General features: G+C 71.5%; 17 protein-coding genes and 1 tRNA gene. 7 read left to right on the plus strand and 11 right to left on the minus strand.

From position 1 onward, the window contains the following. Positions 1-151 precede the first annotated feature (151 nt). Positions 152-2,224 (minus strand): MMPL family transporter, encoded by a 2,073-nt coding sequence (locus BC793_RS05565; protein ID WP_239169673.1) that lies wholly within the window; start codon positions 2,222-2,224, stop codon positions 152-154. Positions 2,225-2,473: 249 nt separating this feature from the next. Between BC793_RS05565 and BC793_RS05570 the strand changes: the two genes are divergently transcribed. Then, positions 2,474-3,679 carry a monooxygenase gene (locus BC793_RS05570; protein WP_239169652.1) on the plus strand — a complete coding sequence of 402 codons (1,206 nt, stop codon included), beginning with the start codon at positions 2,474-2,476 and terminating at the stop codon, positions 3,677-3,679. 10 nt (positions 3,680-3,689) lie between these two features. On the opposite strand, the gene BC793_RS05575 is transcribed toward BC793_RS05570, so the two are convergent. The 4 genes from BC793_RS05575 to BC793_RS05590 form a co-directional block, all read right to left on the minus strand. Further along, positions 3,690-4,355, minus strand: a complete 666-nt coding sequence (locus BC793_RS05575) for a response regulator (RefSeq protein ID WP_109589837.1) — start codon at positions 4,353-4,355, stop codon at positions 3,690-3,692. 344 nt (positions 4,356-4,699) lie between these two features. Then, positions 4,700-7,783, minus strand: a complete 3,084-nt coding sequence (locus BC793_RS05580) for an AfsR/SARP family transcriptional regulator (RefSeq protein WP_109589839.1) — start codon at positions 7,781-7,783, stop codon at positions 4,700-4,702. Positions 7,784-8,237: 454 nt separating this feature from the next. Beyond that, a tRNA-Val gene (locus tag BC793_RS05585) sits at positions 8,238-8,309 on the minus strand. Between the two features lie 52 nt (positions 8,310-8,361). Beyond that, positions 8,362-8,736 carry a TIGR02611 family protein gene (locus BC793_RS05590; protein ID WP_109589841.1) on the minus strand — a complete coding sequence of 125 codons (375 nt, stop codon included), beginning with the start codon at positions 8,734-8,736 and terminating at the stop codon, positions 8,362-8,364. Positions 8,737-9,045: 309 nt separating this feature from the next. Between BC793_RS05590 and BC793_RS05595 the strand changes: the two genes are divergently transcribed. The 4 genes from BC793_RS05595 (at position 9,046) to BC793_RS05610 (ending at position 11,331) form a co-directional block, all read left to right on the plus strand. Next, positions 9,046-9,477: an SsgA family sporulation/cell division regulator gene (locus BC793_RS05595; protein WP_014446635.1), complete on the plus strand. Its 432-nt coding sequence runs from the start codon at positions 9,046-9,048 to the stop codon at positions 9,475-9,477. A 206-nt stretch (positions 9,478-9,683) separates the two neighbouring features. Continuing rightward, positions 9,684-10,562, plus strand: a complete 879-nt coding sequence (locus BC793_RS05600) for a helix-turn-helix domain-containing protein (protein WP_109589843.1) — start codon at positions 9,684-9,686, stop codon at positions 10,560-10,562. Positions 10,563-10,628: 66 nt separating this feature from the next. Further along, positions 10,629-11,084 carry an RrF2 family transcriptional regulator gene (locus BC793_RS05605; protein ID WP_109589845.1) on the plus strand — a complete coding sequence of 152 codons (456 nt, stop codon included), beginning with the start codon at positions 10,629-10,631 and terminating at the stop codon, positions 11,082-11,084. Between the two features lie 64 nt (positions 11,085-11,148). Further along, positions 11,149-11,331, plus strand: a complete 183-nt coding sequence (locus BC793_RS05610) for a DUF4236 domain-containing protein (RefSeq protein WP_109589847.1) — start codon at positions 11,149-11,151, stop codon at positions 11,329-11,331. Here the strand turns inward: BC793_RS05610 and BC793_RS05615 are convergent. Next, complete coding sequence (locus tag BC793_RS05615) at positions 11,328-12,227, minus strand: hypothetical protein (RefSeq protein ID WP_109589849.1); 900 nt, start codon at positions 12,225-12,227, stop codon at positions 11,328-11,330. The genes BC793_RS05610 and BC793_RS05615 overlap by 4 nt on opposite strands. Positions 12,228-12,284: 57 nt before the next feature. Between BC793_RS05615 and BC793_RS49475 the strand changes: the two genes are divergently transcribed. Both BC793_RS49475 and BC793_RS05625 read left to right on the plus strand, forming a co-directional pair. Next, positions 12,285-13,892 (plus strand): fibronectin type III domain-containing protein, encoded by a 1,608-nt coding sequence (locus BC793_RS49475; RefSeq protein WP_158319201.1) that lies wholly within the window; start codon positions 12,285-12,287, stop codon positions 13,890-13,892. Positions 13,893-14,002: 110 nt separating this feature from the next. After that, positions 14,003-15,565, plus strand: coding sequence for a GGDEF domain-containing protein (locus BC793_RS05625; protein ID WP_109589853.1), 1,563 nt, complete (start codon positions 14,003-14,005; stop codon positions 15,563-15,565). Positions 15,566-15,753: 188 nt separating this feature from the next. On the opposite strand, the gene BC793_RS05630 is transcribed toward BC793_RS05625, so the two are convergent. The 5 genes from BC793_RS05630 to BC793_RS05650 are packed head-to-tail and all read right to left on the minus strand — an operon-like array spanning position 15,754 to position 20,563. After that, positions 15,754-16,263 (minus strand): mycothiol transferase, encoded by a 510-nt coding sequence (locus BC793_RS05630; RefSeq protein ID WP_109589855.1) that lies wholly within the window; start codon positions 16,261-16,263, stop codon positions 15,754-15,756. Between the two features lie 39 nt (positions 16,264-16,302). Next, positions 16,303-17,061 (minus strand): endonuclease/exonuclease/phosphatase family protein, encoded by a 759-nt coding sequence (locus tag BC793_RS05635; protein WP_239169653.1) that lies wholly within the window; start codon positions 17,059-17,061, stop codon positions 16,303-16,305. Between the two features lie 11 nt (positions 17,062-17,072). Continuing rightward, complete coding sequence (locus BC793_RS05640) at positions 17,073-18,548, minus strand: phosphatase PAP2 family protein (protein ID WP_203896008.1); 1,476 nt, start codon at positions 18,546-18,548, stop codon at positions 17,073-17,075. Positions 18,549-18,581: 33 nt separating this feature from the next. Further along, positions 18,582-19,595 carry a YihY/virulence factor BrkB family protein gene (locus BC793_RS05645; RefSeq protein WP_109589859.1) on the minus strand — a complete coding sequence of 338 codons (1,014 nt, stop codon included), beginning with the start codon at positions 19,593-19,595 and terminating at the stop codon, positions 18,582-18,584. After that, positions 19,592-20,563 (minus strand): diacylglycerol/lipid kinase family protein, encoded by a 972-nt coding sequence (locus tag BC793_RS05650; protein ID WP_109589861.1) that lies wholly within the window; start codon positions 20,561-20,563, stop codon positions 19,592-19,594. Before BC793_RS05650 ends, BC793_RS05645 begins: the two co-directional genes overlap by 4 nt. Between the last annotated feature and the right edge of the window lie 77 nt (positions 20,564-20,640).

The raw sequence follows: 20,640 nt of genomic DNA on the forward strand, positions 1-20,640 counted from the left end.
GGCGGCCCTCGGACATGGCCCCGGGCGGCTCACCCGCGGTGCACCGGCCCTGGCGCGAGGCGCGGGACCGGAGGGCAGCGGCCACCGGGCCGATGAAAGGATCCGGGACGGGTCTGGGTCCCCGTCCCGGATCTCGTACGTGCCGCCGCACTCACCGTTGCAGCGCGGGCTCCTGATCGTCCACGAGCGGCCGTTGACCATCCGGAAGCTCGACCGGTCGGGACAGCCGGCTCGGCCACCACATCCGCCGACCGATCAGCAGGGTGAGGGCGGGCACCAGGACCGACCGCACCAGCAGGGCGTCGAGCAGCACACCGAAGGCGACCAGGAAGCCGACCTCGATCAGCATCACCAGCGGAAGCGTGGTGAGGACCGCGAACGTGGCCGCCAGGACCAGACCTGCCGAGGTGATGACGCCACCCGTGGCGGACAGGGCTTTCAGCATGCCCTCTCTGGTGCCGAGCCGTACGGTCTCCTCCCGGGCCCGGCTGGCCAGGAAGATGTTGTAGTCGACGCCGAGCGCCACCAGGAACAGGAATGCCAGCAGCGGCACCGAATAGTCGACACCCTTGAACCCGAGGATCGTGTCGAAGATGAACACGCTCCCGCCGAAGGCCGCGGCGAACGAGACGATCACGGTGGCCATCAGGACCAGCGGGGCCACGATCGCGCGCAGCAGCAGCGCGAGGACGATCAGGACGACGGCGAGCACCAGCGGGATCACCACCTTCTCGTCGCGCCTGGTGGTGACCTCGGTGTCGAGGTTCTCCGCGCTCGGCCCGCCGACGATCGCCTCCGCCCCGCTCACCGCGTGCACGGCGGTGCGTACCCGCTTGATCGTGTCGTACTCCGCGACGGTGTCCGGCGCGTCCGTCGGGAACACGGAGATGTCGGCCCAGCCACCGCTGGTCTGACCGGGGACGGCCACGGCCACACCGGGAGTGCCCTCGACGATGTCGAGCACCCGCTCCTGGTACGCCGGCCGGGTGAAGACCGTCATCGGCTGACCGCCGAGCTCCGGGAAGTGCTGGCGGAGCACGGTGAAGCCGGTGACCGACTCCGGTGCGGACAGGAACTGGTCCTGCTCCCGCAGGGCGCCGGTGTTGCCGGCCAGCCCGATCGCGAGCACGCCGAGTATTCCGAGCGAGCCGAGCGTCGCCACCCATCGACGGCGGCTGATGGTGGAGCCGAGCCGTCCCCACAGCCCCGGCTTCGCCTCCTCCACGGCCGCACTGAACCGGGGGATGGCCGGCCAGAAGATCCGCCTGCCGAGCACCACGAGCACCGCCGGGAACAGCGTCAGCATGGCCACCAGCGCGCACAGGATGCCGGCCGCACCGATCGGGCCCAAACCGCTGGTGCTGTTCAGGTCCGCGACGAGCAGGCAGAGCAGGCCGGCGACCACGGTGGCCGCGGACGCGACGATGGCCGGCGCCGCGCCGCGCAGCGCGTGGACCATCGCGACCCGGACGTTCTCGTGGTGGTGCAGGGTCTCCCGATATCGAGCGATGAGCAGCAGCGCGTAGTCCGTGCCGACGCCGAACACCAGGATCGTCAGCAGCGCCGAGTTCTGGTCGTTGACGACGATGCCGAAGCCCTTGACGAGCAGGTAGACGGTCGCCATCGCGGTCAGTGCGGCCGCGCCGACGACCACGAGCGGGATGAACCACAACACCGGGCTGCGGTACGTGAGGACGAGCAGGACCGTGACGACGATGACGGTGGTGAGGAAGACCTGCAGGTCGATGCCGTCGAAGACGGCGTCCATGTCACCGTCGACCGCGGCCGGGCCGGTCACTTCGAGTTCCAGGCCGGCGGGGCGGTCTTTCGCGGCGTCACGCAACGGGCCGACGAGGGCCTCCGGTGCACCGTAGGTCGTGCTCACGTCGAGGGTGAACATCATCGCCTTGCCGTCGGTGGAGGGTCTCGTCGCCGGGCCCTCGTCGTCCTCGCCGGCCGCCGCCTTCGGCGGGTACCGCCCGGCGAGGGCGTCGTAGTGGCGCTCGACCGTCGCGCGGTCGGCGTCGGTCATGCCGCCGGCGCGGTGGTACACGAAGACGAACGTGTTGTCCTCACCGCCGGGGAGGCTGTCCTCCAGGACCGCCACCTTGGTGGACTCGGCATCGGCCGGCAGGGTGTCCACGGCTCTGTCGGTGGTGACCGAGCTCAACTTTCCGCTCAACGGCACCATGACCGCGGCCAGCGCCATCCACAAGCCGATCACCAACCACGGCACCCACCGGCCTGCCAGCCGACCGGGCGGCGCTTGCCTGGGCGGCGCTGCGTTGACTGCCATCAATAGCCTCCTACATACGAGTCACGTCGCTCATCTGAGGCCGAATTCGTACCGAGCGAATCTGAGACGACCGTTAATACGGCGCTCCGGAGAGCGGTACCGCGGTACCGCCGCACTCACGAGAATCACGACCGCGGTACGACGAAACGGGACGGAATCGGACCTAGCTTTCGAGCCATGACGAAACCTGATGGGCCACTGTGGAAACTCGGGGCGGGCACCATGGCGCTGGTGACGGCGTTCGCTGTCGCCGCCTGCGTGTCGGACGCCGACAACAGTGCGGCGCCCCCGGCGGCCGGCCCGCACAGCGCCCACGCCGGCGGGTCGTCAGCTCCACCACAGCCGCTGCGCGCCGGCGAGCGGTTCGCCGACCTGAGAATGGCCGAGGCCTACACGCCCGCGCCGCCCGAGGGCGGCGGCTCGGACGAGTACCGGTGCCAGGTGATCGATCCGGGCCTGACCAGGACGGCGTTCCTGACCGGGACCCAATTCGCGCCGGAGAACGTCGCCATCGCGCACCACGCCATCGTGTACGCGGTGCCGCCGGGCGGCGCTGCCGCGGTGCGCAGGCAGGACGCGAAGACCCCTGGTCTCGGCTGGCAGTGTTTCGGCGGGACCGGCGTGGCCGGCGCCGAGGTCGAAGAGGGGGACGCGGCGTGGGTGGACACCTGGGCGCCGGGCGCCACGGAGACGCTGCTCGACCAGGACGCCGGCTACCGGCTGGAGCCGGGCAGCCTGGTCGTCCTCCAGATCCACTACAACCTGCTCGCGACCGACGGCAAGCCAGCCGGGCCGGACCGCTCGGCGGTGCGGCTGCGGCTGACGGACGGCACTGCGCAGACCCGGGAACTCGAGACGTGGTCGGTCGACGCGCCGACCGACCTGCCCTGCGCCGCCGACGAGTCGGGTCCGCTCTGTGACCGGGCGGCCTCGATCGCGGACGTGACGAAGCGGTTCGGGCCGGACGTCGGCGAAATGGCGGACCGTCAGGTGGAGGAGTGCGGCCGGGGCGGGCCGAAGCCCGGTGACACCCAGACCTGCGATCACGAGGTGGAGGCGCCGATGACGCTGTTCGCCGGTTTCGGCCACATGCACATGCTCGGACGGGCCTTGAAGGTCGAACTCAACCCGGGCACGCCGAAGGCCATGGTCGTCCTGGACGTGCCGCGGTTTGACTTCGACAACCAGCGGTTGATGAAGCTGCCGTCACCGGTGGAGGTCGGTCCGGGAGACACGCTGCGGGTGACGTGTACGCACGACGCGGGGCTGCGCAAACGGGTGCCGCAGCTGAAGAAGCTGCCGCCCCGCTACGTGGTGTGGGGTGACGGCACCAGCGACGAGATGTGCACCGGCATCATGACGGTCTCCCCCCGCAAGTCCTGAGGAAGCACTGCTAAACCGGCCGGGTGAGTCTCAGGTCGTAGGCGAGGATGACGGCCTGGATCCGGTCCCGTGCGCCGATCTTGGCGAGGACCCGCCCGACGTGGGTCTTCACCGTCGACTCCGACAGCGTGAACCGTTGCGCGATCTCGCCGTTGGTGAGGCCATGGCCGATGGCGACGAGGACCTCCCGCTCACGGCCGGTCAGGAAGCGCAGCCGGGGATCCTCCCGCACGGGCCCGCAGAGGTCGTCGTCGAGCCGGTCGGCGAACGCGTCGAGCAGCCGCCGGGTCAGCGCCGGCGCGATCACCGCGTCGCCGGCGGCGACGGCCCGGATGCCGGCGAGCAACTCCTCCGGGCGGATGTCCTTGAGCAGGAAACCGCTGGCCCCGGCCCGCAGCGCGGCGAACGCGTACCGTCCCACGTCGAACGTCGTCAGCACCAGGATCCGCGAACGCCCACCGGCTGCGACGATGCGCCGGGTGGCCTCGATCCCGTCGACGCCCGGCATGCGGATGTCCATCAGCACCACGTCGGGACGCAGCTCGGTGATCCGCCGAACGGCCTCGGCACCGTTCGCGGCCTCCCCGACGATCTCGGTGTCGGGGGCGCTCTCCAACAGCATGCGAAACCCGAAACGCTGCAGCGGCTGGGCGTCCACCACGAGCACGGAGATCATGAATGGCCTCCTTTCCGGTCGAATGGATGGTCCCGTCGCCGTCCGGTGAGGGCCGGCGCTGATCGTGCCGCCGTAGAGCGCGGCGCGGTCGGCCATGCCGGCGCAGCCGATACCCGCTTCGCCCGGCGGCGCCCACTTCCTACCGAGCGAACCTGAAACGACCGTTAGAACGGCGCCGATTTCGATCGATCCGATGTGCGCGGGCGCGCCCTTGCGGTTGTACCAGGACGAGTCCTTGTCGGCGATGTCGGGCGCGGCCGTGTGCCGGCTTTCGTAGCGCTGTCGCGGCGCTTACGCGTCAGTCGTGATCGCCCGGCACTGGGTGCCGGCCCGGACGCGGCCGGTCAGAGCGCCGGCCCGGACGCGGTGTGGTCCGCGTCGCCGGCTGGTGTGCTCGGGTCCTCGCCGCTGACGGTGGACAGCGCCGCCCGCGCCCGGTCGGCGAGCAGCCGGAAGCCGTATCCGTCGGCCTCGGTGATCGCCTGCTCGGCATGGGCGACCGCTTCGGCGCCGAACCCGAGCCGCCGGCACGCGAGCGCCAGACCGATCCGCGCCTCCACCGCGGGATAGCGGTCGCCGAGACCGGGCGGCACCGCGACGACCCGCCGGTACAGGTCGGCTGCCTGCTGCCAGCGCCCGGCCGCGTGGTGCACGGTGCCGAGCGCCTGGGCGGCGTACGCCTCGCTTCGGGCTTCGCCGGCGTCGTGGGCGAATTTCAGAGAGGCCCGGGCGTGGGCGAGCGCCTCCACGGGACGGCCGAGATCGACGTACAGCGCTGCGAGCATGTGCTGGGTCTCGGCTGCGCCGCCGTCGTCACCGAGGGCACGGTGCAGACGCATCGCTTCGGTGAGGTGCTCCAGCGCCGGACCGGTACGGCCCATTCCGCGGTAGACCTCGCCGAGGTTGGCCAGCGCCAGGGACTCCCCGAAGACCGAGCCGGTCTGCCGGTTGAGGGCGAGCGCCCGTTGTTGGCAGTCGGCCGCCTCGCTGAGCCGGCCCAGGTCGCGCAGCAGATTGCCGAGGTTCCCCAGCGCGGCCGCGTGGCCCACGACCCGGCCGCTCTGCTCGGCGAGTTCGACCGCGCGGACCGTGTGCGTGGTGGCCTGTTCGGCCTGCCCGAGCTGCAGGTACACATTGCCCAGCATGGTGACCACGTTCGCCTCGCCCTCCGGCCAGCCGGCCCGGACCGACCAGGACAACGCCTGGGTGAGGTCGGCCACGGCGCGTTCGGAGGTGCCGAAACGCATCTCGGCGTCCCCGGTGCTCAACCACGCGGCGGCCTGGCCGCGCGCATCGCCGGCGGCGACCGCGGCCGCCAGTCCGGCCCGCGCGGTGGTCAGCCAGTCGATCCGCAGCCGCCGGAAGAAGTAGTAGCCACGCAGGATGTCGGCGAGCATCCAGGCGTGCGCGTACGGACCGTGTGCCGCCGCGTACTGCACCGCGAGTGCGAGGTTGGCTCGTTCGTCGTCCAGCCGGCTCAGAGCCTCGGCGCTGTCTGCGAAACCTCCGGGCAGCGCGTCGGCCGCCGGCAGCCGGACCCGCAGTTTGCTGTTGTACGCAGCGGTCGCGGCGGCGTCGGCGAGTCGCAGCTGCCAGTCCAGCAACCGCCGGATCGCCGCGCGTACCCCGTCGTCACCGTGGTCGGCACGGGCCCGCTCGGCGGCGTAGAGGCGCAGCAGGTCGTGGAAGGTGTGCCGGCCCGCCGCGGACCGCTGGACGAGATGCGCCGCGACGAGCAGGTTCAGCAGCGACTCAGCCCGCGCGGGTGCCAGCTCCGCCACCGCCGCCGCGGCGTCGACCGTGAAATCCGTGCCGGGAATCACCCCGAGCAGGTAGAACAACCGGCGGGCCGCGGACGGTAGTGCCGCGTCGGACAGCCGGAACGTCGCTCGTACGGCACTCTGCTCGTCGCCGTCGATCTCCATGGCGTCCAGACGGTCACCGGTCGTCAGGGCGCCGACCAGTTCGGCGATGCGGCGGTGTGGCTGGTCGGTGAGCGTGGCGGCGACGATGCCCACCGCCAACGGGAGATACCCGCAGGCGGCGGCCAGTTCGTCGGCGGCGGCCGGCTCAGCCGCGATCCGGTCGGCCCCGGCGATCCGGGCCAGCAACTCGCGGGCCTCCGCAGGTTCCAGCGTGTCCAGGGTCACCCGGCGCGCGCCGTCCCGGGCGGTCAGGCCGGAGAGCCGGTCCCGGCTGGTCACCAGGACGAAGCAGCCGGGACTGCCCGGGATCAGCGGGCGTACCTGGTCGACGGTCGCGGCGTTGTCCAGCACCACGAGCAACCGCTTGCCGGTCAGGGTCGAGCGGTAGAGCCCGGCCGCCTCGTCCGGGTCGGAGGGCACCCGCTCGGGCGGTACCCCGAGCGCGCGCAGGAACTGGGCCAGCGCCTCGGCGGGCTGCACCGGCGCGGCCGACGCGTAGCCGCGCAGGTTGACGTAGACCTGCCCGTCGGGGAAGTGTTCCCGGACCCGGTGTGCCCAGTGCACGGCCAGGGCCGTCTTCCCGACGCCGGGCGTGCCGGTGATCGTCACGATCGGAACGCCGGTGGTCTGCTGGTCGCGCACGGAGTCGAGCCGGGACAGGTAACCGGCCCGGCCGGTGAACGCCGCGGCGTCGGACGGCAGCTGCGCGGGCGGGGGGTGCGCCGGACCCGACGGCGCCCGAACCGGCCGGACCTGGGCCTGCGGCCGTAACACCTGCCGATGTGCGGCCTGGATGTCGGCGCCGGGCTCGACACCCAGCTCCTCGTTCAGCCGGCGGCGGATCTCGGCGTGCGCCTCCAGCGCGGCCGCCTGCTGACCACTACCCGCCTGGGCCAGCATCAGTTGTGCCCAGAACCGCTCGCGCAGCGGATGCTCGGCGGTGACCGTTCGCAGCTCACCGACGACGGCCGCGTGCCGGCCCAGACGCAGGTCGGCGTCGATGCGCTGCTCCAGCGCGCTGAGCCGGCGTTCGGAAAGCCGGACACCCACCTCCCGCTGCAGGACCTCAGACGGGATGTCGGCCAGCGCCGGGCCGCGCCAGAGGTCGAGCGCGCGGGTGAGCAGCTCGGCCCACGCCGCCGGATCGTCGCGCGTCTGCGCCTGTCGGGCTTCGTCGAGCAGCCGCTCGAACCGGGCGACGTCGACCGCTTCGCTCGACCCCGCCCGGATCAGGTAGCCGGGCGGCTGGGTGACGACCAGGTCGCCTGGAGCGCCGTGGTCGACGAGGGTACGGCGCAGCCGGGCCATGTGAGTCTGCAGCGTGGCCCGGGCGTTGGAGGGCGCGTCGTCGTCCCACGCCGCACGGATCAGACTGTCGGCTGACACCACCTGATCGGTGCGCAGCAGGAGGGCAGCGAGCAACGTCCGCTGCCGCCCCGAGCTCATCACCACAGCCGTGCCGTCGATCTCGATGAGCAGCGGACCGAGCAGACCGAATCTCACGCCGTCATCCTGGCAGCCGCCGCATCGGCATGATCATCAATGTCACAATTCTGACGGATGCGGCAGTAGTCACCGAAATCAAAGCGTTCCGGATAGGAGCGGCCGGCAACAGGTCCGAGGTCCGGACGGGCGGCACCTCTGGGCGGTAGACACGTCATCGTCGCGCTCGGGCCGACATGGGAATGACCGCGGTTCGCCTCGTCGATGGGCGGGCCGGCGGCCGGGCAGGCCGTCCGCGCCGATCAGTTTCAGATCGTCGACGGTGAGGCTCTGCGCGGCCGCGATGACCGGCATCGCCTGTCGGGTGAGTTCCTTCGCGACCTGGTAGTGGTCAGGCAGGAAGCGAACCAACCCTGATCCAGGGCCGGTCGGCTCGACCTGCTCCCATAACCATGACAAAAGGCCCACCGCAATGGATCATCACGGCAGGCCTTTACGCAGCTCAAAGTACTTGTGGGCGATACTGGGATCGAACCAGTGACCTCTCCGGTGTGAACGGAGCGCTCTCCCGCTGAGCTAATCGCCCTCAACGAGAAGGAACTCTACTAGACGACCGGACCGGTTTGCGAACCAGGGGGTCACCGGGCCCGCAACCAGTCCAGACTGACCTGGACCAGGTCGATGTCCATGCTGACCTTGAAGCTGGTCCACACGACCGCACTGATGAAGACCATGCCGACCAGGCCGATCAGGGCCCGCAGCGGCAGCGACTGGCGGCCGATCCAATGGGTCCAGCCCTGGACGTGACGCTTGGTGAAGGCGAGCACGCCCCGGGCCCAGTGGAACTCGACCGCCAGGATGGCGAGGCCGAGGATCACGATCGCCCAGCCGGGGCCGGGGAACGGGATCAGGATGATGCCTACGGCGACCACCAGACCGCCGACGATGCCGACGCCGATCTTGAGAGCGAGGCGGCCGGTCGAGTTGGACCGAATACGGTCAAGCACACGCACGTCTGAGAACCCTGCCGTCCGGTTTTAGGTTCATTTCATCCCCCAGTGTCCGGGGGCCCCGTCACTACCCGGGAGGAATGGACGTTACCGGAGTAAGTCAACTGCTGGACCACTGACGCCGGGCGGAACCGAGTACATGGGCAGAACAGGACAAGATATCGCTTTACGTCCTGCGCGGAAGGGTTTTCGGAACCGCCTTCCCACTACTGGGTGAGATCAGCGTATGGCGGAGCGTAACTACAAGGATCACCTGAGTATGGGAACCGCGGGGTTCACCAGCCTCGCAGCGGTGCCGGGGGGAGTTCGTCCATGAGTACCATTCGTCCAACGACCGTCGAGGTCGAAACCTCGCTGCGGCTCGTAGCGCCTGACGCGACGGCACTGCCGGTACGCGCCAGTCTGCGGTACGACCCAGCCGACCCGTATGCGGTTCACGTGTTGTTCCACGCAGAATCAGCCGGTGGGGAAGCCGTGAGCTGGTCCTTCGCGCGGGAACTCCTCGTGACCGGGCTCGACGAGCCGGCCGGGATCGGCGACGTCCGGGTGTGGCCGTGGGCCACGCCGCGGGGCGATTTCGTCGCCCTGGCCCTGTCGTCTCCCGACGGGAACGCGCTGTTCGAGGTGCCGCGCAGCGTCCTGGTCCGCTTCCTGCGGCGCACCTATGTGGTGGTGCCCCGCGGACGCGAATCCGACCATCTGGACGTCGACGCGGCGGTCAACCGGCTACTGGCGGGACGCTAGTAGCCGGCGACATCAGCGAGTCAGGGCGACCCGCACGGACACTGCCGGTCCGTGCGGGTCGCCCTTTATAGCCGGAAAAATAATCGATCTCCGAAAAGGAATCGGAATCGGACGTATAGCGAATACCGAGCCTTAAATCGGACATTTACCTCAGTCGGTGCGCTAGTGGATGCGGAAGCACCCATCGACGACTACCGTCAGGCGCGATGTCAGCACTCATTCAACACACCGAGCCGGCACCCACCCGCCTTCCACCGGACTGGTCGGGGATCGGTGGCTGCGTCCTGCCGGTGGCGCCCGGTGCCGCCACCGCCCTGCTGGACGGTCACGCCCTCGTACTCACCGTCACCGATTCCCTGGTCGCCGAGGTGGACTTCACCGAACACCGCTGCGGGCCGGGGACGGTGCTCTGGATCCGTCCGGGGCAGGCGGTGCGATGCGGCGAACCACCCGGCGAGACGGCCACGATCCTCTTCCGCAGCGGCCTGTTCGGACCGGAGGAGCTGCCCGGTCTCGCGCCGGACGATCCGGCCGGGCCGGCCGCGCGACCGCTGGCCCTGCCCGCCCCGGACGTACTCCGGGCCGCCTTCGCCCATCTGACCGCGGACGCCGCCGGCACCCCCGACCCGATCGCCGCCGCCCTGCTGCGCCATCAGCTGGCCGCGGTGCTGCTGCGTCTGCGGGCTCTGGAGCCCCCCGTCGATCCGGCCGGTCACGTCGAGGGCCGGACCTTCGAGCGGTTCCAGCGCCGGCTGGAGGAGGGCTACCCGCACACCCGGCGGGTCGAGGACTACGCGGCTGAGCTGGGCTGTTCGGTGCGTACCCTGACCCGGGCCAGCCTCGCGCTGACCGGCCGTACCGCCAAGCAGGTGGTCGACGACCGGGTCGCGCTACAGGCCCGGCGGCTGCTCGCCGCGACACCGCTGTCGGTCGCCGAGGTCGGCCGGATCCTGGGTTTCGGCGAGCCGACGAACTTCGGCCGGTTCTTCCACCGGGAGACCGGGCTGAGCCCGGGACAGTTCCGCGGGCGGTACGCGGCCGGGTCCGACGGCGGCATTCCCGGTCAGCGACGCCCCACTGACTGACGGTTAATTCCCACAACTCCCTGGGGTATGTGCATCCGGGATGCGCGGGCGGGGCATGATAGTCACGTGCAGATCTCCGCGCGCGGTGACTACGCGGTCCGGGCCGCCCTCAGTTTGGCGCAGGCCTACCCCGCACTGATGTCCGCCCAGGCCATTGCCCAAGAACAAGAGATGCCCCGGAAATTCCTCGAGGCAGTGCTCGCCGACCTGCGCCGTGCCGGCGTGGTCCGGGCGCAGCGTGGCGCCGAGGGGGGCTACACACTGTCGCACCCACCCCGCGACGTGACCATCGGCCAGATCCTGCGGGCCGTCGACGGTCCACTGGCCGGTGTGCGCGGCCTCCGTCCGGAGGAGACTCAGTACACCGGGGCCGCCGAGAACCTGCCGAACCTGTGGGTGGCGGTGCGGGCCGCGGTCCGTGAGGTGGTCGACGAGGTGAGTCTCGCCGAGCTGATCAGCGGGCGGATGCCGGCCCACGTGCGCAAGCTGACCACCCGCCCGGACGCGTGGCAACCACGCTGACGTTTGTGAATCGGCGCGATCGGGCATCGTCTCGACCATCAGAAACGAGATGGGAGAGGTTCCGATGGGCATCGTCTACCGCAGCCGGAAGAAGATCGGTCCGCTGGTCCTGAACTTCACCGAGAACGGCTACTCGTCGTGGAGCCTGAAGATCGGTCGCTGGTCCTGGAACTCCAAGACCCGCGCGCACCGGGTGGACCTGCCCGGCCCGCTGTCCTGGAAGCAGGACAAGAACCGCTCCCGCTAGAGGCGGATCATGACGTCGCCGCCGAGCCGGCCATGCGCCGGCTCGCGGGCGACGGCACCACTGTCGATCAGCGTGTGCAGGACCCGGGTGGCGTCGGCGGCACGGTAGACGGTTTCGGTGAGCGCGAAAGTGCGCAACTCGGTCACCGTCGCCTCGCCCACCTTCTCCAGATGCGCGAGCAGCTCCCGCCGCAACGGGCCGGGATGCGGGCTCAGCGAGATGTCGATGAGATGCCGTTCCGGGTCGCCGGGGTCACGTAGCCGTACCCCCGCGAACTCGTCGACCGCCCACAGCGCCTCCTTGAAGCTCTCCAGACTCTTCCCCGAGGTGGTGGCGAAGGCCACCACCTCGCCGGGTTCCGGCCCGGTCGCCAGCTCGGCGGCCGTGAGCAACGGAAAACCCAGACCCCGATAGGGGTCGACCGGGCTGCCGGGCGGCAGCACCAGCAGCACCTCGGCCGGTTTCCCGGCCGCGATCGCCGCGACGGTGGTCACCGCGGGCGGCTCCCCCGCGCTCGTCGCATCGAGAAAACCCATCAGCGGTACGCGTACGGCGCCCGCCGCCCTCAGCGCGACCGGAAGCCGCTCGTCCGTCCCGCCGCCGACCGGGAGGACCGTCAGCCCGGCCGCCGCACCCGCCTCCCGCTGGGCCACGCCGATCCGCCGCCCCACCTCGCCGACGTCGCCGCCGATCGCCACCATGGAGAGTTCCCGGCCGCGGGCCAGGCCGGGCAGATCGGCCAGGACCCGCACGGCCGCCTCGGCCGCCTCCCCACCGTCGCCGTCGGCATAGCCGTGCACATAGGTGGCACGCCGGGCGTGATGCAGCGCACCGGCCGCCCAGGCCTGCAGGTGGCGGATGAGGAGTTCACGTTTGACGGTCGCGATCGGGGACACACCGTGTTTCTACACCCGTCCACTTCGGTACCGGAAACTTGTACCCAGGGTGTCGGCATGAGCACTATGGGATACATGCCCCCTCCGCTCGCCGAACTCACCGCCCAGGCGCAGACCCTGTCGTCGGCCGGTGATCTCGCGGGCGCCCGTGCGGTGCTGGACGACGTGCTGCGTACCGCCGACGCCGATCCCCGCCGCGCCACCGCCGACCTCGCCGTCGCCGCCGCCCTGCACGCCCGGGTCCTGATCGCCCTCGGCGACCCGGAGTCGGCACGGCTCTGGGCCGCCTTCGCGCACTCGGCCGAGGAGCGCCTGCACGGTTCACGCGACGAGCGCACCATCGCGGCGGCCGCCATGCACGCCGCCGTGCTCCAGCGGATCGGCCAGCACGGCCGGGCCTCGTCGGTCTATCACGACCTCGTCGGCGAGCTGGCCGCGATCGAGGGGCCGGACTCGGCACGGGTGCTGGCCGCCGAAGCCGACCTGGCCACCGCCGAGCACGCCGCGGGGCACTGCACGACCGCCCGGGCCCGGTTGTCCCGGGCCTGGCGACGGCATCGCCGGGTGCACGGCGACGCGGCCCCGGCCGGGATCAAGATGCTGGCCCGGCTCGGCGCGATGGAGCGCGAGTGCGGCCTGGACGCCGAGTCGGCCGAGCACCTGGCCCTGGCCGGCGAGCTCAGTGCCCGCCACCTGACCGCCGATCACCCACTGGCCCGGCAGGCCACGGCCCTGGTCGCCGGACGGTCGTCCGGTCTTCACACGTGCGGCCGGCACGATTCCACCGGCGGCCGGCCGTTCCGTCCGTTCCCCCGCCGCCCCACCGTCACCGACCCGGCCGGCTCCCGCCCGGCTCCGTTCCCGGCCCACGCGCCCGGTCAGCCGCCGCCCGACGACCGGCCCACCGACCCACTCGGCACGGTCTACCCCGTCGACGAGGACCCGGACCTGCTCGACGACGAGACACCGCCGGACAACCGGCCCACCGACCCCAACGGGACCGTCTACCAGCAGCCGCTCTACCTCAGCGACGTGCACCGGCTGCCCGGCGACCCGACCGGCCGGCACGCCCGCGCCGACACCCCGCCCCCGCTACCCGGCAACCGGGCACCCGACTACGGGGAGGACGGCCGCCCCCTGCCGATCGGCACGGCGCGGGCCGGCACCCGTACCGATCCGCCGAACTCGCGGCGGCTGCCGGTACGGACCGGGACGGGCGGGCGATCCCGGGCCGGGCATCCGCTGCTGCTCGCCACGGTGCTGGCCGGCGGGGTCGCGGCCGCCGCCGCGGTGGTGATCCTGACGCTGCCCGGCGCCGACGGGGCGACCACCCCGCCGGCCCAGCCGACCACGGTTCCGGCCCCGGCCGGGGCACAGCCGCTGACCGCCACCTCTGAGCCTGGTTCCCCGCAGAACGTCCGGCTCCGCGACGACGGGCCCAGCGTGTCCCTCCAGTGGGACTATCCGGGCGACGCCAAGGGCGAGGTGCTGATCACGGTGGCCCGCTCGGACCGGCCGCCGGTCACCGTCGCGGAACTTCCCGCCGGGGCGACCGACTACGTCGTCTACAGCCTCAGCGAACGCTACGACTACTGCATCACGGTCGCGGTACGCCGGGACGGGCAGGAGATCGCGGCCGCCGCGCCGGTGTGCACCGCACGGTGACCGGCCGTCCGCAACCGACCCGCAACCCGCCGCGACCCGGAAAGCTACCCGGGCACCGGAGCGTAGGTCGTCACGGCGGCGACAGGAAAGCAGGGACAGTGACGACGGAAATGGCGAGCCGTGTCCCCATCGGGTCTCATCAGGAGCTCAGTGCCCTGGAAGCCGCCGCGGCGGAACTCGAGGTACGGCCACCGTCGGCGTTCCGGACCATCTGGGAGCCCGCCGGCGAGCTGCGGCAGCGCGCCCTCGAACTGGGTGCCGAGGAGATGGTCCAGCGGGCCACGCTCCTCCAGGCCGGAGTGCTGCTGCGGGAGGGCCAGACCGGCGAGGGCGGCCAGATGGCCCACCGGGTACGCGTCTGGGCCGAGGAGCACGAGAACCGTTACCTGCTGGCCCGTGCCCACCGGGAACTGTCGGTCTTCTACCGCCACGTGGGCGACTTCTCCGACGCGCTCACCCACGCCGTCCAGAGCGTCTCCTTCCTCACCGAGGAGGTGCCGCCCAGCCTCCGGGCCCGGCACCTGATGACGCTCTCGGTCTCCCTCGACGACACCGGCTCGCACGCCGACGGCAAACGCCGCGCCCACGAGGCCCTCGCACTGGCCGCCCAGGCCGGTGACACCGAAGGACTGTCGTCGGTCCTGAACAACATGGCCTACACCGCCGTCGAGATCGGCGACGAACCCGAGGCGCGGCTGCTGGTCGCGCAGATGCGTGAACTCCAGGCCCGCACCGGATACCGGTTCAGCGCCAACGAGCTGGACACGATGGCACAGGTCGAGCTGATGGGCGGCCGGTACGACGCGGTCGAGGACCTGCTCTCCCCGGTACTGGCCGACCTGGTCGCCGCCAACGAGGGTGACGCGGTCGCCGAGTGCCAGCTGACCCTCTCCCAGGCCCGCCGGCTGGCCGGCCGCTACGAGGCCGCACAGCAGGCCCTGGACGGCACCCGGGCGGTGTGCCTCGAACGCGGACTGGCCGGGATCGGCGCCCGTGTCCGGCAGGAGCAGGCCGCCCTGTTCGCCGACACCGGGCGGTTCGCCGAGGCGTACGAGGAACATCGTGCCTTCCACGCCGCCGCGACCGCTCTCCAGTCGGTCCAGCGCGACGCCCGGGCCCGCGCCCTCCAGGCGGTCTTCGAGGCGAACGAGGCCCGCCGGGCCAGCGAGCACTTCCGCGAGATGGCGCACCGGGACGCGCTCACCGGCCTCTACAACCGGCGGTACGTCAACGAACGGGTACCGGCCCTGCTGCTGGAATCGGCCGCCCAATGCCGCCCCGTGTCGCTGGCGATCCTCGACCTGGACCACTTCAAGCGGGTCAACGACACCCTCTCGCACGCCACCGGCGACACCGTGCTCCAGCACGTCGCGGAGCTGTTGGAGGAGGCGGCACCCGGATCGGCGTTCGCGGCCCGGATGGGTGGCGAGGAGTTCCTGCTGGTCTTCCCGGGGGTGGACGCCGAGGAGGCGGCCACCCGCTGCGAGCGGCTGCGGCTGCGGATCCGGGCGCACGGCTGGGAGCCGATCACCGGAAACCTTCCGGTGACCACGAGCATCGGCATCACCACGGCGCCGGAGGGCTGCAGTACCTTCTCCGCGCTGCTGTCGGCCGCCGACCGCAACCTCTACGCCGCCAAACACTCCGGCCGCGACCGGGTCGTCGCCGGCTGACCCCCGGCTGGCTCCCACCGCTGCCTCAACGCCCGCGAGACAGCGGTGACAACCAGCCGAGCTTCTTCGGCTGGCTCTCACCGCTGCCAAAACGCATGTGAGACAGCGGTGACGACCAGCCGGGTTTCTTCGGCTGGCTCCCAGCGCTGTCAAAACGGATCTGAGACAGCGGTGACGACCAGCTGGGGTTACTCGCCGGTGGGGGCTCCGGCCAGTTCGGCGACGATGTCCAGGTGGCCGAGGTGGCGGGCGTATTCCTGGAGCAGGTGGAAACAGACCCGCTCCAAGGTGGCCGGGTCGGCGCCGTCCCAGCGCGGGCCGGGTCGGCCGGCGGTCTCCAAGGCGTTGCCGGTGATCACCGCCGTGGTGTGGGTGCCCTGGTCGCGCAGCGCGGTGGCGAGGTCGGCGAGGGTCTCGGACTCCTCGACGTGCCAGCGGTCGTCCTTCCGGTCTGCCCACGGGTCGGCGACGTCACGGCCCTGGAAACCCCACTCGATCCAGCGGCGCTCCACGTGCCGTAGGTGTTTCACCAGTTCCAGCGGCGTCCAGCCGGACGGCAGCCCACTCGTGCGCTGGGTGGCCGCGGGAAGGGCGGCCGTCTTCTCGATCAGGCTCTCCCGGAAGTAGTCCAGGTAACGGGTGAACACCTCGGCTTGGTTCGCGGCCGGGATCGTCGGCGACGGGAAATCGATCGGCATACCCCGAGCCTAGATCGCCGGAGGGGCGCCGAACGGGGGCTACAGGGTGATGTCGGCTCGGACCGGGTAGTGGTCGGAGGCGTGGGTGGTGGTGTCGTCGCGGACCACCCAGGCACGCTGGGCGCGGGCCGCCAGCAGTGGGCTGGCCAGCAGGTAGTCCAGGCGCATGGCGCCGAACTCGCGGCCGGCGAAGCCGGTCGGCACGGTACGGCCGTCGCCCTCCCCCACGCTCTGCCACAGGTCGGTGAACCCGCCTGCCCGGAACGCCGCGATCGCCCGGGTGTCCGGTGCACCGTCCGGGCCGAGGTGCCGTTGCTGGAACAGCGAGTGCAGGCTGTCGAGCGTGGCGGTGTGGTCGCCGTCCGGGTCGAGGCCGTTCATGTCGCCGGCGATCAGCGTCATCCGGCGGGCCGAGCCGTAGCGGGCGGACAGCCAGCGGGCCTCGCGGTAGCGGCGGTACGGGGAGAACGGGTTGAGGTGGGCGCTGACCACGGTCAACGGGCCGGCCGTGGTCTCGACGACCGCGATCGCGACGGCGTGGTGCGTCCGCCAGCGGATCGCCGAGCGGCGGAGGATCCGCCGTGGCGGGCGCACCAGCACCGCGACCGGCTGGGCGAACCCGGCCGGTGCGAGGTGCACGGCCATCCCGGCCTCTTGCGCGAGCGCGTGCAGGCGTCGTCCGTACCGATGGAAGTGTTGAAGCTCCTGAAGGCAGAGAACGTCGGGCTGTTCGCGGTGGATGACCCGGATGATCTCCGGCAGGCGGTCGCCGCCGCCGTTCTTGATGTTCCAGGTCATCAGCCGCAGTGTCATCCGACCGTCACCGGGCGTCCACGGGTCACCTGCTCGGCCTCGGCGGCCGCCTCGGAGACGGATTCGGCGTGGGCGTTCGGGCGGACCGTGAACCAGAGGACGGTCAGCCAGCCGACGGTGAGCAGGGTCGCGCCGAGGACGTCGGTGGGGTGGTGCATGCCGCGGTACATCCGGGAGAGCGCCACGATGAACGGCATGATCACCGCGAGGGCCGGGAAGATCCAGCGCCACGGCTGCCGGACCCGGGCCATCACGATGATCGCGATGGCGGCCCAGAGGCACATGGTCGCGGCGATGTGGCCGGACGGGAACGACGACGTCGGCATCTGGCCGTCCAGCTGCTCGACCGACGGGCGGGCCCGGCCGACCGAGGCGGCCGCGCACAGGAAGAGGGTCAGCTCACCGGCCATGGCGAGGGCCAGGAACAGGATCGGCCGCCACTGCCGCCACAGGGCCAGCGCCAGCGGGCAGAAGAACAGCGAGATGAGCAGGATGGCGTGGGTGTCGCCGGCCTTGCTCGCCATCCAGCTCAGGTCGTCGAGCGAGGAGGTGCGGAAGGTCTGGAGCCAGCGCGGCACGCCGTCGTCGAAGGAGGGCTCCCACCGGTTCACCGAGTAGCCGACCAGGTAGAGCAGGCCGAACACGAACACCCAGCCGACCAGGATCTCGGCGGCCTTGGCCCACGGGTGCGGCAGGACCGCCTCCTCGGCGGGCGCGGGACGCAGGTCCGGGCCGGCCTCCGGCTCCAGGCCGTCGGTCAGTGCCGGCACCGGGCGGCCCGCTTCGCGGCGCCAGATCCGGAAGGCGTACGCCGTGACGCTGATCCAGGCCACCCCGAGCAGCCACCCGCCGAGCACGTCGGAGAGGAAGTGCACACCCAGGGCGATCCGGGTGAACCCGACCGCGGCGACGATCAGCGCGGCCAGCCCGGCGAACCAGGGGCGCCACCGCCGTCGCATCGCTGGGAGGAAGACCAGCACGATCATCCCGTAGACGACCATCGAGCCGAGCGCGTGCCCGCTGGGGAAGCTGTTGCCCGGCGCGGACGCCACCGGGACCTCGACCACCGGCCGCAGCCGTCCGATCAGCGCCTTCAGCGACGGGTCCATGATCAGGGCGCCGGCCCCGGTGACCAGCAGGTAGAGCGCCGGGCGGGGACGCCGGCGGATCAGCAGCACGGCGACCAGCAGGGCGACCAGTGGGATCATGAAGCCGCGCCCGCCGAACGAGGCGATCTGCTGGAGGATCGCCACGGTCGTGTCGGAGCCGGACGCCCAGCGGTTCAGCCCGTCGGCCACCGACCGGTCCAGGTCGAGCAGCGGCTGCCAATGGAACCGGACGAGCAGCAGCAGAACACCGAAGGTGAGGCCGATCGCCGTCACTGCGGCCAGGCCGAGCACGCTGCGCTCGGCGAAATGTCGCACCGGCGCCCAGCCGGCTCGTCGCTCCACCACGCGGTTCTCTTCGGTCACGGCTAACTCCTGTTTCCGGGGGGTGCGCCGTTCTTACCCGGACGAGTCCGCGGATACACCGGGCTCCCGCTGCCCGGGGACCTCCGGTTCCGGATCGGGTTCCCAGCGGTCCTCCAGAGCGGGCCGCCGCACACCCACCCGGCGGGCCTCCAACTGGGCGGCGAAGGCCAGCCCGAGGAAGAGGGCGATCCCGGTCAGGTTGGCCCACAGCAGCAGTGCCATGATCGCGGTCAGCGGGCCGTAGGTGGCTCCGAAGCCGTCACTGAACCGGATGTACCCGGCCAGGAGCAGGCTCGCCAGCCACCACAGCACGGTCGACACCACGGCGCCGAACAGCAGCCAGGACAGGGCGGGCTGGTTGCGGCGCACCGAATGCCGGAACAGCAGACCGACCGCGAAGACGATGAGCACCAGACTCAGCGGCCACCGGACCACGTCCCACGCCACCCGCACGCCGTGGCTCAGCCCGAGATGCGCCTGCGCCGAATTGCCCGCGGCCCGCCCGGCCACCAGCAGCAGGAACCCGAAGAGGGCGGGCAGGCCGGCGACCACCGCCAGTACCGCGGCCCGGAAGTACTTGTGCAGGGCCGGGCGGTCGCGTTCCACCCCGTAGATGCGGTTGGCGCCACGCTCGATCTGCGCCATCGCGCTGGTCAGCGCGAACAGACCGGTGATCAGACCGAGGGCCAGGGCCACTTCGCCGGCCTCCTCGGTACGGTCGTCGTCCATCAGCAGCTCGGTGACCAGCGGCTCGCTGGCGCCCGGGGTGAGCGCGATGACGGTGTCCGCGACGATCCGGCCGCCGTCCTCCACGCCCAGGTCGGTGGCGAGACCGGACAGGGCGATCAGGAACGGCACGATCGCCAGGCACAGCTGGAGCGCGAACGCCCGGGAGTGGCTGAACCCGTCGCCGTAGCGGAACCGCACGAACGCGTCGTGCAGCAGCGGCCAGCGCCCGTAGAACCACAACGCGTGGAAGGCGTCGTCGGCCGACAACTTGTCACCCGGCATCATCCGGGTCTCCGGGACCGGTTGGGTGCTGCTCAAGCCTTCTCCTCCGCCGCGTCCCGGACCGCTTCGGCCCGGCGGGCGGCTCCGCGGGCGTCGTACGCCAGGTCCGGCGTGGCGTCCGGCTGTGGCACACACAGCAGCAGCGCCCGGGGCCGGACGTGGATCTTCATGACCTTGCCCGGGGCGATGGTGTCACCGTCGAGCTGACGCGCCTGTGCCCGGTTGCTGTAGATCTCAATCCGCGATGCGGTGTAGGTCTCCATCAGCGGCACGCGCTCCCGCCGGCTGACCACCGCCCAGGCCAGCGCCGCCCAGTGGGCCAGGTTGGTGGGGCTCAGGATGGCCACGTCGAACCGGCCGTCGTCCGGTTCGGCCTTGCTGAGCAGCCGCACCCCGCCCTGGAGCCGGCCCACGTTGCCGACGATCACGGCGGCCGGGCGACGGGGCATCGGCGGGCCCCCGTCCAGCCGGATCCGGGCCCGCATCGGCCGGTCCAGCAGGTGTTTCGCGGCGCCGCCGACGTAGGCCAGCCAGCCGATCCGCTTCTTCGCCTTCTCCGAGGTGTCCTCGAGCATCTGGGCGTCGAAGCCCATCCCGGCCATCACCACGAAACACCGGTCGTCGATCACGCCGACGTCGATGCGGCGGCGGCCGCCCTCCAGCGCCACCTCCAGCCCGGTGGCCGGGTCGGTACCGAGGCCCAGGTTGGCGGCCAGCAGGTTGCCGGTGCCGGCCGGCAGCACGGCCAGGGCCACGTCCGTCCCGGTCAGGGCGGTGACGACGGCGGTCACCGTGCCGTCGCCGCCGCAGGCGAAGACCAGCTCGGCACCGTCGGCGACGGCCTTCTTCGCCTGACCTCGGCCGGGGTCGTCAGGCGTCGTCTCATACCAGCGCGGAGCGGGCCAGCCGGCACGGGACAGCCCCTGCTCGACGATCCGGCGCAGGTGATCGGGATCGGCCACCTTGGTGGGGTTCACCACGACGGCGCAGCGAGGTCCAGTCACGTCGCACAGTGTGCCGGAGTCATGTCACGGCGGCGACTCGACGGCCGCCCGCGACCACGGAAAGGGCACACTGCAGG

The sequence above is a fragment of the Actinoplanes xinjiangensis genome (genome assembly GCF_003148685.1).
Lineage (GTDB): Bacteria > Actinomycetota > Actinomycetes > Mycobacteriales > Micromonosporaceae > Actinoplanes > Actinoplanes xinjiangensis.